The following is a 14,682-nucleotide window of genomic DNA, read 5'->3' on the forward strand; positions in this document are numbered from 1 at the left end:
AAGGGGGCATATTGGCTCAGCGTTGGCCACTTAAACCGATACTGCTAAGAGGTGCGAAAACGAGAGTCGCGAGAATCCCTTATGCCCGTCTTTGAATCCGAAGGTTTCGATATCGCTTATGAAGTGTACGGCGAGGGGCCGCCGATCGTTGCGGTGCATGGGTTCGGGTCGAACGGGCAGGTCAACTGGGTTGCGACGGGTTGGGTCGAGACGCTGAACCAGGCGGGCTATCAGGTCATCGCCATCGACAATCGTGGGCATGGGAAGTCCGAAAAGATTTATGATCCTTCTGTCTATGGCGCGCAGGATATGGCGCGGGACGTTGCCAATCTCATCGATCATTTGGGGCATGAAAAGGTTGCGCTCATCGGGTATTCGATGGGTGCGCGGATTTCAGCCTTCGTCTGCTTGCAGAGCCCTGAAAAAGTCGCCTGCGCGATTTTCGGCGGGCTGGGAGCGAACATGGTGCGGCCGATGCTCGATAGCGACGAGATCATCGCCGCGCTCGAAGCGCCTGCACTATCGCAGGTGACTCATCCGACCGGGCGGCAGTTCCGCATCTTTGCCGAGCATACAAAAAGCGACCTCAAGGCGCTTGCTGCCTGCATGGCAGGCTCGCGCACGCGGATCGCGGAGGAGGACTTAAAAAAGATCTCCGTGCCGGTGCTTGTGGCTGTGGGGAGTGAGGACGAAACCGGCGGCAACCCTCAGGTTCTTGCCGATCTGATCGAAAAGGGCGAGGCGCTCGTTATCGAGCGGCGGGACCACATGCGGGCGACTGGAGACCCGCAATTCAAGCGCGGGGCGGTGGATTTCCTCTCGCGGGTCTATCCTGTAGGATAAGGCAAATGTGAACCAATCTGGCCGCAAAGGTTTTGTTTGGGCGACACAATTGTCATATAGAGAGCTTTCTTTGGAAAACCCTCGCGAGGAGGAGCCCATGAGCACGAGCGCAAAATCGCAACAGGCATTGGCCGCAGTCGATCCGGTATGGGAGGCGGTTCGGACCGGTGCCGAGGCGATCTGCGACAATGAACCCTCGCTCACGCAGCTCGTGGTTTCCGCGGTTCTCAATCAGGATAATTTTGAGGCGGCGCTTGCCCACAGGCTCGCGGCGCGGCTTGACAGCAATGATATGCCGGCGGACCTCATTCGTCAGGGGTTCGCAGAAACGCTCGAAGATCATCCGGAAATCGGACAGGGCGCGCGTGCCGACCTCGCTGCGACGCTCGAGCGCGACCCGGCCTGCCACCGGGCCATCGAGCCGTTCCTGTTCTTCAAGGGCTACCAAGCCATCCAGACGCACCGGTTCGCCCATGCCATGTGGCAGGATGGGCGGAAGGACTTCGCCTATTTTCTCCAGAGCCGCGCGAGTGTGGTCTTCCAGGCTGACATCAACCCGGCGGTCCCGATTGGGCGTGGCATTATGCTCGACCACGGCACCGGCCTCGTCATCGGCGAGACCGCGGTGGTGGGCGATAATGTCTCGATCCTGCAGAACGTGACGCTGGGGGGGACGGGTAAAGCCGAAGAGGACCGGCACCCGAAAATCGGCAACGGCGTTCTGATTGGGGCCGGCGCCAAGGTTCTTGGCAATATCCGCATCGGCGATTGCTCGCGGATCGGCGCGGGGTCGGTGGTTTTGAAGGAAGTGCCGCCGCGCAAGACGGTGGCGGGCGTTCCGGCCAAGGTCATCGGTGAAGCCGGGTGCGCGCAGCCAGCGCTGGTCATGGACCAGATGATCACCGTTCCGGCCAAGGACTGACTACCTAATCTCCAGGTGTGGGGAAATTTTCTCCCCGGCATTGAAACGGTGCCGTGCGGCGGGTAAGTCTCGCGGCACTTATCGGGATTTGTTGCGTTATCGGTACGAACGGGGCGATAGTGCCTCCGTCACCGGCGCGCCCAGCGGAGAAAATTTGTGAAGCACGAAGAAATTATCCTCCTGCAGAAATACCTGCAGAAGAAGTTTGGCAATCGATCCATCGATGTGCGCCCACGCGCCAAACAGGACGATTCGGTCGAACTTTATCTGGGCGACGAGTTCATCGGCCTGATCTATGTCGATGAGGACGAGGGTGAGAAATCCTATATGGTGCAGATCTCGATCCTCGATATCGACCTGGACGAAGTCAGCTAGCGCGCCGTCCGCTTTCGTTGCACCCTTGGTCAGGGAGACGCTCGTTCTCCCTGTTGTTGTCGTCCAGGCGCTCTATCAGGGCCTGGTCTGATATCGGTTCCGCGTTTCGTGGCTCAGGGCGCTTCCTGGGCCGCTTCCCCTGATGTGACCACCACAAGGGCCGATGCGCCCTTGCTGCCGTGTCCACAATAGCTGTGTGGCACGCTGGAATCGAAGTAGACCGCATCACCCTCGCCAAGCGTCACGGTCTCCTCTGCCATCTCGAGCACCAACTGTCCGCGCGTGACGTAGAGCACTTCGGCGCCAGGATGCGTGTGTGGGGCGGACGCGGGGGCGCCGGCTGGGAAGTCGGCATGATACGCTTCCATCTGCCGGTTCGGGGCTGAGAAATCCAGACTTTCGAAGATATAGGCGGGCGATTCCACGCCAGGGCGTTCGGGCAGGCGAATGCGGTCCTTCTGGCGCACGATGGCAAGCGTCGGGCGTTCCGCCGGTTCGGCGAAGAAGTGCTCGAGCCCGACGCCGAAAACCAGCGCTATACGTAGAAGTGTGGGCAAGGTTGGGAAGACCTGCCCGCGCTCGATCTTGGAAAGCATGGCCGGGGACAGCCCTGTGTGCTCCCCAAGCCGGACCAGCCCCAGCTTTTTTCTCAGCCTGAGTGCCCGGATCTTTGCGCCGATTCCATACTCCGCAAGCCCCTTGTTCAGCGTATCCGAGAGCATAGTCGCTACCTCGTTTTCAGCTCATTCAATTTTTGCATTCTGATTTTATTATTATGAAAAATCAATGACTTATCACAGTAATGTTACTGTTGGTAAAATTAGTTTTACTATAATGAAAATTCATCCGCAATCATTGTGAATGCGGCGGTAGACCAGGAGCCGGCCGGGAGGCCGTCCTCAATCCCATGCAAGGAAAAACGGTTATGAACACACTGAGAAGTCTGGCGGCCACCGGTGCCGTCGTTGCGGGCCTCTTCGCCGGTACAGCCGGCGCGCAGGCCTCCGATATGGATATCGTCGATACTGCCGTTGCGGCGGGGCAGTTTGAAACGCTGGCTGCGGCGCTCACTGCCGCGGGTTTGGTCGAAGCGCTGAAGGGGCCTGGACCGTTCACCGTGTTCGCGCCCACCGATGCGGCCTTCGGTAAACTGCCCGAGGGCACGCTCGACACATTGTTGATGCCGGAGAACAGGGATCAGCTGACGGCGATCCTCACCTATCACGTTGTGCCGGGCAAGGTCACGGCAGCTGATGTGGTGAGCCTGAACGCGGCGGAAACCCTCAACGGACAGTCCATTCGGATTTCGGTTGACGGCGACACCGTCATGATCGACGGCGCCTCGGTCGAAATGGCCGATGTCGAGGCAACCAACGGCGTCATTCACGTCATCGATACTGTCCTGATCCCGCCGAGCGAATAACGCTGTAGGGCGGACTTGACCTCGAACCAAGGTAAACTGTCATGAAATATCTCAATCTCGTCACCCTGGCCCTCGTTATCGTCGGCGGCCTCAACTGGGGGCTGGTGGGCTTATTCGGCTTTGATCTTGTTGCCGCGATTTTCGGCGCCGGATCGGTCCTCGCGCGAGCAGCGTATATTCTCGTTGGCGCGTCCGCGGCTTGGCAGGTCATGCCCCTTATGGCAGCCTTCAGGAGCAGTGACGCGTCGACCGCTTTGGGCGGTCGCTGACACGCTTTTCTGGATACGCTTGCCGGATCCTTGAAAGTGCGACGAGGAAAAGCCTGGCGGCGCCGGAAGGGACGCTCTGGAACGCCGCGGGCACGACTACTATGAAATTGAGCTGCTCGCGCCGGTCGGCGCGGGCAGCATGCTTCTGGAGACCCAATATGGATATCGCGTCCATTCTGGTCCTGTTCGCGTTTCTTGGCGCTTGCTTTCTCGCCGCCGCCACAGGCGCACTCTTTACACCCGGAGTCTGGTACGAGGCGCTGGCAAAGCCGGACTGGCGCCCGCCTAACTGGCTTTTCGGCCCGGTTTGGACCGCGCTATATATCGCTATCGGGGTTTCGGGCTGGCTCGTTTGGCGCGAGGCGGGTTTCGCCGGCGCCTCTGTGGCGCTTCTCGTTTACGCGGTGCAGCTCGTCCTCAACGCCTCCTGGACCGTGATTTTCTTTGGTCTGCACCGGCCCGACCTCGCATTCTTTGAGATCCTTGCGCTCTGGCTGGCGATTGTGCTTTCGATCGTGCTGTTCTGGCCCATCAACGTGCTCGCCGCGCTTCTGCTGGTGCCTTACGCTCTGTGGGTCGGCTTTGCCGCGGTGCTCAATTACGCCATTTGGCGGCTCAACCCGGCGGGATGATGGCAAATGCCAGAGGCTGTGCCGCGCTCAAAGGCGCTATTGTTATTTGAGCGGGTGAACACATCTTTCGGGCGGCATTCCTTATGCCGGCACGCGCCTTGGCCGTTATTGCCGCAGCGTATTGAGCCAAGCTTCGATCACGGCGTCGAACTGCCGCCAATTCTCCAGTGCGGCCGGGTCGAAGCTGATGATCGCGGTGTTGCGGTCGGATAGTTGCAGGGTGCGCAGGCAGGTGCCGGTGGTCGCCGCTGGGTCGACCGGCGTCATACACTTGGCGACGAACGGACGCGGGCTCAGTGGGTCGTACCAGACCGTTTCTCCCGAAAACCCGGCGCCGCCCTCGAGCGGCTTGCCCACGAGGCCGGGCACGCCCTGGGTCTGTGTGGCGCCGAACTGGTGCACATAGACCGTGTCGAGCAAAGCGGCGCTTGTGCGCACGCGACCACGGGGCTGGATGACCACCACCACATCGCTCAGCGCGCCGTCAGGACCGAGCGGCAGGGCCAGCGTCATGTCGATGCGGTCGGCGAAGCCGTCTGTGTGCTGGGCCGCGTTGGGCATCAGCGCGGCGGGTACGACGTAAGGCTGGGCGCCAACGGTTTTGATGTGCGTGGAGGTCGGAACGTCCATCGCTTTTTCACGCAGGGCATCGTCGATCCAGCGTGTCGCGCCATAGGCGACTGCGAGTCCCACAATCAGCACGACAAGTGTCGTCATCGCGAGCGGGTAGAAAAGCCCGCCGCTGGCGTTCGTGCGCGTCTCGTTCAGCGCCATGGAAGAAGCCGCATTGTTCAAATTAACCATTTTTGCCACGCCGGCATGACAGCGAGTTTGGGGCGACATATGCTTAATAAAGCATTAACATCTGCGGCGATTGTGCTGCTGACGGGGAAACGAGGGGCGTTATGTCAGAACTGGTGCTTGCGCTTTACATCATTGGCATCGGGCTTTCCGTTGCGGGCATGAGCACGCACCTCTACCAAGGGCTTGCGCGACAGCCGGCAGGGTTCCGCCTGGAGGGCGGATCGATCGCCGGGGGGATCTTCAACCTGTTCGTGGGCTTTATATGCGGTCCTTACATCATCCTGCGCATGGGATGGCGGCCCTCCGGGAGCGGGCAGGTTTCCACGGTCAACGTGCTGCTGGCCTCATTCATCGCTTTCGGCTGGAGCTTTTTCACCGGGCTCATGGTGCTCGGGAGCTATGTCGCCATGCTCAGGGCGGGTTAACCCGCATAAAAAAGGGACCGGCCCTTGCTCGTGACCGGTCCCAGGTGATCGCCACGGGGAGGGCGATCTGAGGCTTCTGCCGTATCTTTTCTAGTGACCTGCAGTCACGGTGACGTCGTCGAAGCGGTCGTCGAGGATGTTGACCCACTGGCCGGCATGGGCCTGGCTCTGGCGCTTGAGGTAGGTGTAGGGCGTATCGGTCCAGATCTTGATCAGCGCGTCCTGGTTGTCGAGGATCAGGTCGCCGCGGTCGGTGCGAACCATGAGGACAGCGTGACCTTCGCTGTTGGGCTGGCGAACAACCGTGATCAGGAGCGTCGAAGGGTTCCAGCCGCTCTCGATCAGGGCGGCACGCTTGGCGAGGACGAAGTCCTCGCAATCGCCATAGCCGTTCGAGGGGTAGGTCCAGAATTCGGACGTGCCGTAAAGGTCGTCGTCGCTGGTGGGGGTGACCGACAGGTTGAAGCGGTTGTTGACCTCTTGAAGTTCGGTCCACAGGGCTTCGGTCAGCGTGACGTTCTCGACGGGGTTGGCGAAAGGCTGGCACTCGGCAGCGCGGCGGGCGCAGAATTCGGCATGGCCGACGGGGATCGTGGTCACGTCGGTTGGCTTGGCGAAGGCCGGGTGTAACGGGCCCTGATCGGCCGAAACAGGCATGACCGCCCCAAAGATCGTCAGCGCAGCGATAAGGCTTGTAACCAGAACGTTTTTCGTTTTCATCATCGTAATCTCCCCGATGGAGACCACGATAGGCGGGGCGAATTTCGTCGATCCGAAAACTGCAATGCAGTTTTGAATCGAGTTTTATCGTCTGGATTTACAAGCTGTTAGTCATAAGGCCGGAAGCGATGATTCCGGTAGCGTCGGAACGGCACGGTCTCGCAATATGCCTGTCACCTCCAGCCTGCTACTCTGTCTGTGAGCAGCCAGAGAGAGGGCACGGCATGCGGCTGATGAACTGGAATATCGAGCACATGAATTCCTGGTGGGAAGGGGGCAATGCCAACCCGCCGGTGATGCGCGACACGTTTGTGGGGAACGCGTTTTCGCCAGCGATAACGGATGTTCCCGCCCTGGCGACGCGGGCGGGCGAAGTCGTCAAGGCGGTCGACCCGGATGTCATTGCGATCCAAGAAGGTCCCGGCATTCCCGAAATGCGGCATTTTCTGACCGGTTTCGTGGGCGGTACGTGGGAGGTTCTGCGTGGTGCCGGCGGCGCACAGGCATTACTCGTGGCCGTGCGCCAGGGGAGGGGCGTGACCGATTTTACCCCCAGTGCAACGTCGGTCGGCGACATCGACATCGCGGGGCCATTTACCGCTGACGTGGACGCTGATCTGCAGCTCGACGAAGTCGATTTCGCGCGCATACCGCAGGTGGTCGGCTTCAAGGCGCATGGGCAGCCTTTTGTTCTGATCAACAACCACCTCAAGTCGAAATTCGTCAATCAGGGTGAGGCTTTGTTCAATGCTGGCGGCGAGGACCGGCTTTTGTTCTTCGCAGAAGCGCTCAAGGCGCGGCGGCGCATCAGTGGCGAAGCATATCGGCTGCGCGCTTTTATGGACGCGATGCTGGCAAACGATCCTGCGGCCAACATCGTCGTTTGCGGCGACCTCAATGACGGGCCGGGCAGCGATTTCTTCGAGGCGAACTTTTTGACCCATTCGGTGGTGGATCGGGTGTTCGGCTCGATCTTTCATGTCGAACGGCAGCTCACGCACGTGCTTTTGCACGGAGATTCCACCGATTACACGGCGAAGTTCTTCGACTTCATCGACAAGCGGCTCAACGAACTGGTGATCGACCATATCGGGCTCAGCCGCGGCATCACGGGCCGGTTTTCCTGGCAGGGGCGCGTGCCGGTGGCGGAATACGAGGCGCAGGTGGTCGATGACCTCAGCCTCAACGAACGCGACCGCGCGCCGTCCGATCACCGGCCGGTCGTGGTGGAGCTGACGCCGCTCGATTAAAGCATGCCCAGGAACTGCTTGAGTTCGGGCGTTTGTGGGTTCGAAAAGACCGTATCGGGCGCGCCGATCTCATGCACACGGCCTTCGTGCATGAAGACCACGCGGTCGCAGACATCGCGGGCGAAGCGCATTTCGTGGGTGACCATCAAAAGCGTCATGCCTTCGGAGGCCAGCTCCTTGACCACGGCGAGCACCTCGTTGACCAGTTCGGGGTCGAGCGCCGAGGTGATTTCGTCGCACAGGAGGCCCAGCGGCTCCATCGCCAGCGCACGGGCGATGGCGACGCGCTGCTGCTGGCCACCCGAGAGTTCGTCGGGATAGGCGTCGAACTTGTGCGCGAGGCCAACGCGGTCGAGCATCTTGCGGGCCATCGTCTCAGCCTCGGGTTTGGCGGTCTTCTTGACCACCATTTGCGAAAGCATGACGTTCCGGCCGGCGGTCAGATGCGGGAAGAGATTGAAGGACTGGAAGATCATGCCGATCTTCAGCCGCAGCGCCTTGAGCGCGGCTTCGCCGGAGAGCAGTTGCGCGCCGGCGACCGAGATCGAACCTTCGTCGATCGTCTCCAGCCCGTTTACGCAGCGCAGCAGCGTCGATTTCCCCGAGCCGGACTTACCGATGATGGCGATCACCTCGCCCTTATCGACGTCGAGATTGATGCCCTTCAGGACCTCGTTGTCCCCGAAGCGCTTCTTCACTTCAGTGATTGTGATGAGCGACATTGAGCTTCCTTTCGAGGACCTGGCTGGTTTTCGAGAGCGGCCAGCACAGGGCAAAATAGATGAGCGCGACGAGGCCATAGACCGTGAAGGGCTGGAAGGTTGCGTTGGTCACGGCGGTTCCGGCCTTGGTGAGTTCGACAAAGCCGATGATCGATGTCAGCGCCGTGCCCTTCACGACCTGAACCGAGAAGCCGACGGTGGGCGGGATGGCGATGCGAAGGGCTTGGGGCAGGATGACGTAGCGCAATTGCTGGATGCGTCCCATACCGAGGCTGGCTGACGCTTCCCACTGGCCTTTGGCAATCGCCTCGACGCAGCCGCGCCAGATTTCGGCGAGGAAGGACGCCGTCCAGAGGATGAGCGCAAGGCCGGCCGCGAGCCAGGCGGGTACGGTCATGCCCATGAGCGCGAGGCCGAAAAAGGCGAGGAAGAGCTGCATCAGGAGCGGGGTGCCCTGGAAGAGCTCGATATAGGCGCGTGCCGCCGTCGCGACGGCCCTGTTGGCGCTGATGCGCATGAACATGACGATGAGCCCGACAATGCCGCCGCCGATGAAGGAGACGAGCGAAAGCAGGATCGTCCAGCGGGTCGCGAGCAGGAGGTTGCGCAAGATGTCCCAGAGGGTGAACTCGATCATCGTACGGCCTTTCGTTTGGGAAAGAGCGTCCAGCCGACTCCGGCAAGCACCTGCCGGAGCAGGATCGAGAGCACGAGATAGATCAGCGTCGAAACGATATACGTTTCGAAGGCGCGGAAATTGCGCGACTGGATGAAATTGGCCGCGTAGCTCAGATCTTGCGCCGCAATCTGCGAGACGACTGCCGAGCCGAGCATGACGATGACGATCTGCGAGGAGAGCGCGGGCCAGATGCGCTGGAGCGCGGGGATCAGCACGACATGGTAGAAGGTCTCGAACGGCGTCATGGCGAGGCTGGCTCCGGCCTCGAACTGGCCGCGCGGGGTCGCCTGGATGCCGGCGCGGATGATTTCGCAGCTATAGGCGCCCAGATTGACGATCATCGCGAGGGTCGCGGCTTCCAGTTCGCCCATCTGCACGCCCAGGGAGGGCAAGCCGAAAAAGATGAAGAAGAGCTGGATCATGAACGGCGTGTTGCGGATCAGCTCGACATACGCGACGACGACGGGACGCGCCCATTGGGGGCCGAGCGCTCGTGTCCAGGCGCAGATCGTGCCTAAAAGGCACCCGAGGACAGCGCCAACGGCGATGAGATAGATCGTGACACCGATGCCATCGATGAGCACAGGCAAGTATTGCGGCAGCCAGCCGAAATTCAGTTGATAGCCCATGATAGGAAAATGCCCCCGGACGTGGTGAAAGGGCGCCGGCGGTAAAGCGCCGGCGCCGGTTCGGGGTTAGAGGTCGGCAGGCAGGGGCTGCTCGAGCCATTCCATCGAGATCGTTTCAAGCGCACCGTCGGTCTTGGCCTCGGCGATGATCGCGTTGACCGCAGCCATCAGTTCGGGCTCGCCTTTGTTCATCCCGATATAGCAGGGCGAGTTCTTGACGAGGAATTTGAGCTCGGGGCGGATCGGTGGGTTGCGTTCGAGGATGGCGGCGGCGACCACGTTGCCGGTGGCGATCAGGTCGACCTGGCCGGAGAGGAACGAGGAAATCGTGCCGTTATTGTCCTCGTAGCGCTGGATGGTGACGTCGTTGCCGACCAGTTCGGTCAGTTCGAGGTCTTCGACCGAGCCACGGGTGACGCCAAGCGTGTAGCCGCCCAGATCCTCGATTGCCGCAACGGTGATCGTGTCGGGGCCGAACACGCCGTTGAAGAACGGTGCGTAAGCATCGGAGAAGTCGATTACCGCTTCGCGCTCGGCGTTCTTGCCGAGGCTCGATATGACCAGATCGACCATGCCGGTCTGGAGGTACGGAATGCGGTTGGCGCTGGTGACCGGCACCAGCTCGAGTTCGACGCCGAGCTTGTCGGCGATCAGGTTGGCCATGTCGATGTCGTAGCCGACCGGCTGCAGGTCGGTGCCGACGCTGCCGAAGGGCGGAAAGTCTTGCGGCACCGCGATCTTGATCGTGCCGCGCGCCTCGATGTCAGCCAGGGCATCGGCCTGGGCCGGGGCAGTGAAGCCGATGGTTGCGGCAACAAGCGTTGCGAGGGTGATGAATGAGCGTCTGTGCATATGCGGAAGTCCCTGTTTGCGCCTTATGATGGGCTTTGAACAGCAACTTCCGTGCCAGGGCGGTCAGGGCCCGGTTCCTAAGGAAAATACCAAATTGTATACTATGATTTCGGCAGATTGTGTCCAACAATTGAACGAAGTACATGCCGGTTGCATAAAAAATAAGCGTTGCCGCAATTCTCGGTCCGACCGAATTCATTCACGCGGGTGTCGGTAGCACACCGGTCGGGTCACAAGCACGATTTCCCTTCTCCCCTTGAGGGAGAAGGTGGCCGCGAAGCGGTCGGATGAGGGGTGCCTGCGGCACCTCGAACCGCACAAAAGCCGCGCTTTGCCGCAACGCGCACCCCTCATCCGACCCTCGCTTCCGCGAGGCCCACCTTTTCCCTCAAGGGGAGAAGGGAAGCCGTGCGAACGGAAAAGCCATGCCTCAAACAACAGGTGCGCCAACTTGTCAAAATCTCTGTGCAGCACCACTAGCGTCGCTCGTAGAACGCGTTCCCGCCCGCAACCAGCACGTAGTACATGTTTCTATAGGGGAAGCTCAGGCCCGCCGTGTGGAAGTATTTGGCGCTGCGCACGCCGGGATGGCGTTCTCCCCGCAAGACCCGTTGGGCTACGGCAGCGGCGAGTTGGACGCTGCGCGGCTCGGTCATCGGGCGGGCAAGCACGCCCGAGGCAAACTGGTTTTTCTGGGCGACGACCGCGCAGACGTCGTTCGGGAATTGCGGGGATGCGACCCGGTTCATGACCACTGTGCCGACCGCCAGCATGCCTTCGGCGCTGGAGCGGTTGGATTCGAAATACATTACGCGCGTCATGCATTCATGCGCAGATTTTGTCTGGAACCAGCCTCCGAGAGTGAGGCAGCCGGAAAGCGGCAGGACGAGAGCCAGCGTGGTGGCGGCCAACAGAACGTTTTTGAGAAGACGCATCGCACAACCGTTCCGATGAGCAGAAACGCACGGAAGCAGCCGGAAAGCCGGACGCCCCAGTTAGTGAAACTTGCCATAATGGGGTTAACACCACGTTCACCCTCTGCGCGGGGGGAGACGGCTGGCGGTCCCGTCCTCGCTATGGGCGCACCGTCAGTTTCGTGCGCCGGTGATAGATCAGAGCCGCGCGCAGGCAGAACCGGAGCGGCTTGCGGGGCAGAGCGCCCGTGGTGGGCACAAGCAGCGCGCGGTTGCCTTCGAATGCGAAATCGTCGGAAAAATGGCTTCGGAAGGTGGCGACAAGCGTCGTCTTGCAATTGAACAGCACGGCGCATGCTTCCGGCACCGATCTGGTTGTGCCCAATCTGATCGTGCTTCCGCTCCTGCTCGCCTCGGTCAGGTAAGCCGGTTCACCCCATTTGAGCGTTTCAGTCAGCACTCCCACGCCGTCGGTTTCCGCAGCGACGGCGAAGATCAGCGCGCGAATCTCCAACAAGCGCGTGCGCACCGGTTGTGGGTAGCGTGAAAGCGCTTCGGCGACGGGGGCTGGGATCGGCGGGCTCGTCATGACGCGCTCTTCAGGGGCAGATGGATATCCGTACGCAGCGCGTTCTGCGGTACCTCGCGCGGGTCGTTGAGATAGGCTTCAAAGATCGGAGCGTCATCGGGTTCGTAGCCGGATGCAGGCAACCAGGCGCCCAGGAACCAGCGATAGGCTGCACGCATGTTGGCATAGGGCCCGGTATAGCTCAGCCTCGCATAGAGCCCGCCACGGAGTGTGGTTTCGACAAGCGGTGCCTCGATTGCGACGGCATCCGCCACCGGCAGGCAAGCTCGGGACCACAAATCCTGCTCGGGTCCGAGGTCGGGATCGTCGAAAAATACTCCGATCATGGCGGGCTGGGCCGGCAGAGCGTTGCGGGTGGCAAGTTCGGCAAAAAGCCGGCCCATTGCGTGGTCGATTTCCATATAAGAGCCGGTGTGATCGATCCCGGCGCAGCGCCGTTCGGGCACATTTTCCACGGCAACCGGAAAGCCGTTGGCATCGCCAGCGGCGTTAGCAGCCCTGAAGACGGCGTGCGTGCCTTTCTCGCGGTAGGCGGCAGGACTTGTGCCGAAGCTGTCCTTGAAGGCTCGGCGGAAGGTGTCGGTCGAACTGTAGCCGGCCCGCGCGGCGATGGCCTCGATGTCGAGATCGGAGTTGGCCAGCCGGTCGGCGGCGCGCTGGAGCCTCAGCCTGCGGATTGTTGCAGCGATCGTTTCCCCGCGCATGGCCGAATAGATCCGGCTCCAGTGATAGGGGGAAAGGCAGGCAATGTCTGCCAGCATGTCGAAGGAAAGGTCGTCTTCGAGATGCGCATAGACGTAATCGAGGACCCTGTTGAGCCGTTCGTTATAGCTTTCCCGCGTCTGTCCTTTGTGCATGGGAAACCTCTATCGTGCTTGGAACGCTAACGATCCTCGCACGATATGGACAGGCAAATCCTGCGGAAGTGGCCCACGCTTGTCGAAAGGCGATGCTTGCCAGCCTGTCGGCGGGCTAGTTCATCCGCAAGTTCTGCTGCACCACCGTCAGCATTTCCTGGACCGATGCGAATTCGACGGCGATGCCGTCGTGATAGTGCCGCACCACGCGGGCGCGCATGCGGCCCAGTGTGACCGGTGTGCCGAGTGCGGGGCGGACGTCGAGTTCGACCGCCGCGCCTGAAAGCGAGATATCGGTGATTTTGCAGTTATAGCGCCGGCCGTCCTCGAGGAGGATCGAGGAGTGGCGGATGTCGGGGACGATGCGCTCGTGGCGGCGGTCCTCGGGGAGATTGAGCACGTCCTTGTTGGTCAGCCAGGTCAATTGCGCGGCCATCTTGTCGCGCTTGCGGGCGGATGCGATCAGGTTGAGGCGGAAACCGCCGTCCACGACCTCGCGAATGACGCCTTCGATACGTCCGACATGATCGAGATAGATAACGATCCGCTCGCCGGCGCCACCGGCAACCGGCGCGACGACAAGCGCATCGCCGGGGGACATTTCAATGACCTGGCAGGGGAATTCACGACGGTCGGCGAGCATGTAGCGACCCAGGACGGAAACCGCAACACTCTGGAAACGGCCCGGATCTTCGTCGCCGCTGCCTTGCGCCCTGTAGATGTCGTGGGCTGTATTTCCGTCGAGCATGAGCCGCGTCCCGCTGCAATCATTCCAGAGCATGTCCAGAAAAAGTGGTTACCACTCTTTCGGTCTGGACACGCAACAAAACAAAGACTTGAGGGTGCCGGCCGAACACAATTCAGCGCGACACGCTCTGTGAAACAGCGCCACCATACGGCGGTTTGCGTTAATGCTTGGTAAGGAGTCTAGTCAAGTTTTGGCGCGCATTTCGCTTTTGCAACGATCCGGCCCTAATTCTTGCCGCCGTCGATTACCGCCAGATGCGCGTAGCGGCGGGCGGAAAGTCCCGCGATGGTGGCCTGAAGCGGCGCGTGCGCGGCTTCGGTCTCGGTCCGGGCGTGGCGCACCGTAGCGGCCATTTCGCCGAAAGCGGCGCCCGAATAGGGCGTGCTTGCGCGCGTATCGCGGTCGTCGGGCCAAATGAGGCGCAGCGCGGTGACGCGCTGGCTGGTGATGGGGTGAATACCGAGCCAATAGGGGGTATCGAGCGCTGTCAGACCGCCCAGGACGCGGGCAGTGGTCACGCCGTTGTGGCGCAGCGGGAAGAGCGCAAGCTCGAAGCTGATCGTTTCGCCGCGGTCGGATTGTCCCTCGAACGTGACGAGCGCCACGGCGTGGTCCTCGGTCACTGCGCGCATGAGCGTATCGATGGCATCGCGATCCTTGATGCCCCAGAGCGCGGAGAAGGGGCGGGCCTTGAGTTCACGGCAATAGCTGGCGCACAGATGTGAGCCGGCGAGACGGAAATCGAACTCGACTCCGTCGGAGGATTCGAGAATGAAGGTGTAGGCCAATGCGTCACGGATGCGGGTCGGATCGATATCGCGGCGTTCGGGCGCGCTGCGGGCGCCCCGGATCTCGTTCCAGTAGCTGTATAGCGTCCGTGTGCTGGCTTGCTGCATTTGACCAAATTCCTTTGCGGCAGGGCTCGGCGCCGCTTGCGACTGCCCGTTAAATCGACTAGCCACAGGGTCTCAAATCTGGCGCCGGAAATCGCCCTTAATCAATCATTAAGGTTAATTTCCACGCTGGCAA

General features: G+C 61.1%; 19 protein-coding genes and 1 pseudogene. 8 read left to right on the forward strand and 12 right to left on the reverse strand.

Annotated elements, in window-relative coordinates:
- Positions 1-81: 81 nt before the first annotated feature.
- From LG281_RS00535 to LG281_RS00545, 3 genes are all read left to right on the forward strand, one after another.
- Positions 82-843, forward strand: a complete 762-nt coding sequence (locus LG281_RS00535) for an alpha/beta fold hydrolase (RefSeq protein WP_404403328.1) — start codon at positions 82-84, stop codon at positions 841-843.
- A gap of 97 nt (positions 844-940) precedes the next feature.
- Complete coding sequence (gene cysE, locus LG281_RS00540; protein ID WP_404403330.1) at positions 941-1,765, forward strand: serine O-acetyltransferase; 825 nt, start codon at positions 941-943, stop codon at positions 1,763-1,765.
- Positions 1,766-1,921: 156 nt separating this feature from the next.
- A complete protein-coding gene (locus LG281_RS00545; RefSeq protein WP_404403332.1) occupies positions 1,922-2,140 on the forward strand; it encodes a DUF3126 family protein in 219 nt (72 codons plus the stop codon).
- A 113-nt stretch (positions 2,141-2,253) separates the two neighbouring features.
- On the opposite strand, the gene LG281_RS00550 is transcribed toward LG281_RS00545, so the two are convergent.
- Complete coding sequence (locus LG281_RS00550; RefSeq protein WP_404403334.1) at positions 2,254-2,862, reverse strand: helix-turn-helix domain-containing protein; 609 nt, start codon at positions 2,860-2,862, stop codon at positions 2,254-2,256.
- Positions 2,863-3,065: 203 nt separating this feature from the next.
- On the opposite strand from LG281_RS00550, the gene LG281_RS00555 reads away from it, so the two are divergent.
- The 3 genes from LG281_RS00555 (at position 3,066) to LG281_RS00565 (ending at position 4,464) form a co-directional block, all read left to right on the forward strand.
- Positions 3,066-3,563, forward strand: coding sequence for a fasciclin domain-containing protein (locus tag LG281_RS00555; RefSeq protein WP_404403336.1), 498 nt, complete (start codon positions 3,066-3,068; stop codon positions 3,561-3,563).
- A gap of 41 nt (positions 3,564-3,604) precedes the next feature.
- A complete protein-coding gene (locus tag LG281_RS00560) occupies positions 3,605-3,832 on the forward strand; it encodes a DUF378 domain-containing protein (protein ID WP_404403338.1) in 228 nt (75 codons plus the stop codon).
- Positions 3,833-3,990: 158 nt separating this feature from the next.
- Positions 3,991-4,464 carry a TspO/MBR family protein gene (locus LG281_RS00565; protein WP_404403340.1) on the forward strand — a complete coding sequence of 158 codons (474 nt, stop codon included), beginning with the start codon at positions 3,991-3,993 and terminating at the stop codon, positions 4,462-4,464.
- Between the two features lie 105 nt (positions 4,465-4,569).
- Here the strand turns inward: LG281_RS00565 and LG281_RS00570 are convergent, their stop codons facing one another.
- On the reverse strand, positions 4,570-5,238 hold the full coding sequence (locus tag LG281_RS00570; protein ID WP_404403342.1) for a hypothetical protein: 669 nt from the start codon (positions 5,236-5,238) through the stop codon (positions 4,570-4,572).
- 131 nt (positions 5,239-5,369) lie between these two features.
- Between LG281_RS00570 and LG281_RS00575 the strand changes: the two genes are divergently transcribed.
- The gene (locus LG281_RS00575) at positions 5,370-5,693 is read left to right on the forward strand and encodes a DUF6949 family protein (RefSeq protein WP_404403344.1); all 324 of its coding nucleotides are present in this window, start codon (positions 5,370-5,372) and stop codon (positions 5,691-5,693) included.
- A 90-nt stretch (positions 5,694-5,783) separates the two neighbouring features.
- On the opposite strand, the gene LG281_RS00580 is transcribed toward LG281_RS00575, so the two are convergent.
- Entirely contained in the window at positions 5,784-6,416 is a 633-nt protein-coding gene (locus LG281_RS00580; RefSeq protein ID WP_404403346.1) for a transglutaminase-like cysteine peptidase, read from the reverse strand.
- A gap of 221 nt (positions 6,417-6,637) precedes the next feature.
- Between LG281_RS00580 and LG281_RS00585 the strand changes: the two genes are divergently transcribed.
- Positions 6,638-7,663: an endonuclease/exonuclease/phosphatase family protein gene (locus LG281_RS00585; RefSeq protein WP_404403348.1), complete on the forward strand. Its 1,026-nt coding sequence runs from the start codon at positions 6,638-6,640 to the stop codon at positions 7,661-7,663.
- Here LG281_RS00585 and LG281_RS00590 read toward each other — a convergent pair.
- The 9 genes and pseudogenes from LG281_RS00590 to LG281_RS00630 form a co-directional block, all read right to left on the reverse strand.
- On the reverse strand, positions 7,660-8,385 hold the full coding sequence (locus tag LG281_RS00590) for an amino acid ABC transporter ATP-binding protein (protein WP_404403350.1): 726 nt from the start codon (positions 8,383-8,385) through the stop codon (positions 7,660-7,662). The two genes, LG281_RS00585 and LG281_RS00590, sit on opposite strands and share 4 nt — an antisense overlap.
- Positions 8,363-9,022, reverse strand: a complete 660-nt coding sequence (locus LG281_RS00595; RefSeq protein ID WP_404403352.1) for an amino acid ABC transporter permease — start codon at positions 9,020-9,022, stop codon at positions 8,363-8,365. Before LG281_RS00595 ends, LG281_RS00590 begins: the two co-directional genes overlap by 23 nt.
- Complete coding sequence (locus tag LG281_RS00600; RefSeq protein WP_404403354.1) at positions 9,019-9,693, reverse strand: amino acid ABC transporter permease; 675 nt, start codon at positions 9,691-9,693, stop codon at positions 9,019-9,021. Before LG281_RS00600 ends, LG281_RS00595 begins: the two co-directional genes overlap by 4 nt.
- Before the next feature lie 66 nt (positions 9,694-9,759).
- Complete coding sequence (locus LG281_RS00605) at positions 9,760-10,545, reverse strand: transporter substrate-binding domain-containing protein (protein WP_404403356.1); 786 nt, start codon at positions 10,543-10,545, stop codon at positions 9,760-9,762.
- A gap of 479 nt (positions 10,546-11,024) precedes the next feature.
- Positions 11,025-11,372: pseudogene (locus LG281_RS00610) on the reverse strand (cell wall hydrolase); the annotation flags it as partial.
- A gap of 247 nt (positions 11,373-11,619) precedes the next feature.
- Positions 11,620-12,048: a DUF1801 domain-containing protein gene (locus tag LG281_RS00615; RefSeq protein ID WP_404403358.1), complete on the reverse strand. Its 429-nt coding sequence runs from the start codon at positions 12,046-12,048 to the stop codon at positions 11,620-11,622.
- Positions 12,045-12,905, reverse strand: coding sequence for a GyrI-like domain-containing protein (locus LG281_RS00620; RefSeq protein ID WP_404403360.1), 861 nt, complete (start codon positions 12,903-12,905; stop codon positions 12,045-12,047). The genes LG281_RS00615 and LG281_RS00620 overlap by 4 nt, the downstream gene beginning before the upstream one ends.
- A 115-nt stretch (positions 12,906-13,020) precedes the next feature.
- Positions 13,021-13,653 (reverse strand): PilZ domain-containing protein, encoded by a 633-nt coding sequence (locus LG281_RS00625; RefSeq protein ID WP_404403362.1) that lies wholly within the window; start codon positions 13,651-13,653, stop codon positions 13,021-13,023.
- 224 nt (positions 13,654-13,877) lie between these two features.
- Positions 13,878-14,549 (reverse strand): PAS domain-containing protein, encoded by a 672-nt coding sequence (locus LG281_RS00630; RefSeq protein WP_404403364.1) that lies wholly within the window; start codon positions 14,547-14,549, stop codon positions 13,878-13,880.
- Positions 14,550-14,682: the final 133 nt, after the last annotated feature.

The sequence above is a fragment of the Pelagibacterium halotolerans genome (assembly GCF_044811015.1).
GTDB lineage: Bacteria > Pseudomonadota > Alphaproteobacteria > Rhizobiales > Devosiaceae > Pelagibacterium > Pelagibacterium halotolerans_A.

Coding starts and splice junctions, on each gene's coding strand:
- LG281_RS00600 (WP_404403354.1), bottom strand. CDS start 9,693: ATGGGCTATCAACTGAATTTCGGCTGGCTGCCGCAATACTTGCCTGTG.
- LG281_RS00570 (WP_404403342.1), bottom strand. CDS start 5,238: ATGGCGCTGAACGAGACGCGCACGAACGCCAGCGGCGGGCTTTTCTAC.
- LG281_RS00535 (WP_404403328.1), top strand. CDS start 82: ATGCCCGTCTTTGAATCCGAAGGTTTCGATATCGCTTATGAAGTGTAC.
- LG281_RS00555 (WP_404403336.1), top strand. CDS start 3,066: ATGAACACACTGAGAAGTCTGGCGGCCACCGGTGCCGTCGTTGCGGGC.
- LG281_RS00585 (WP_404403348.1), top strand. CDS start 6,638: ATGCGGCTGATGAACTGGAATATCGAGCACATGAATTCCTGGTGGGAA.
- LG281_RS00565 (WP_404403340.1), top strand. CDS start 3,991: ATGGATATCGCGTCCATTCTGGTCCTGTTCGCGTTTCTTGGCGCTTGC.
- LG281_RS00550 (WP_404403334.1), bottom strand. CDS start 2,862: ATGCTCTCGGATACGCTGAACAAGGGGCTTGCGGAGTATGGAATCGGC.
- LG281_RS00620 (WP_404403360.1), bottom strand. CDS start 12,905: ATGCACAAAGGACAGACGCGGGAAAGCTATAACGAACGGCTCAACAGG.
- LG281_RS00595 (WP_404403352.1), bottom strand. CDS start 9,022: ATGATCGAGTTCACCCTCTGGGACATCTTGCGCAACCTCCTGCTCGCG.
- cysE (WP_404403330.1), top strand. CDS start 941: ATGAGCACGAGCGCAAAATCGCAACAGGCATTGGCCGCAGTCGATCCG.
- LG281_RS00575 (WP_404403344.1), top strand. CDS start 5,370: ATGTCAGAACTGGTGCTTGCGCTTTACATCATTGGCATCGGGCTTTCC.
- LG281_RS00625 (WP_404403362.1), bottom strand. CDS start 13,653: ATGCTCGACGGAAATACAGCCCACGACATCTACAGGGCGCAAGGCAGC.
- LG281_RS00560 (WP_404403338.1), top strand. CDS start 3,605: ATGAAATATCTCAATCTCGTCACCCTGGCCCTCGTTATCGTCGGCGGC.
- LG281_RS00590 (WP_404403350.1), bottom strand. CDS start 8,385: ATGTCGCTCATCACAATCACTGAAGTGAAGAAGCGCTTCGGGGACAAC.
- LG281_RS00630 (WP_404403364.1), bottom strand. CDS start 14,549: ATGCAGCAAGCCAGCACACGGACGCTATACAGCTACTGGAACGAGATC.
- LG281_RS00580 (WP_404403346.1), bottom strand. CDS start 6,416: ATGATGAAAACGAAAAACGTTCTGGTTACAAGCCTTATCGCTGCGCTG.
- LG281_RS00605 (WP_404403356.1), bottom strand. CDS start 10,545: ATGCACAGACGCTCATTCATCACCCTCGCAACGCTTGTTGCCGCAACC.
- LG281_RS00615 (WP_404403358.1), bottom strand. CDS start 12,048: ATGACGAGCCCGCCGATCCCAGCCCCCGTCGCCGAAGCGCTTTCACGC.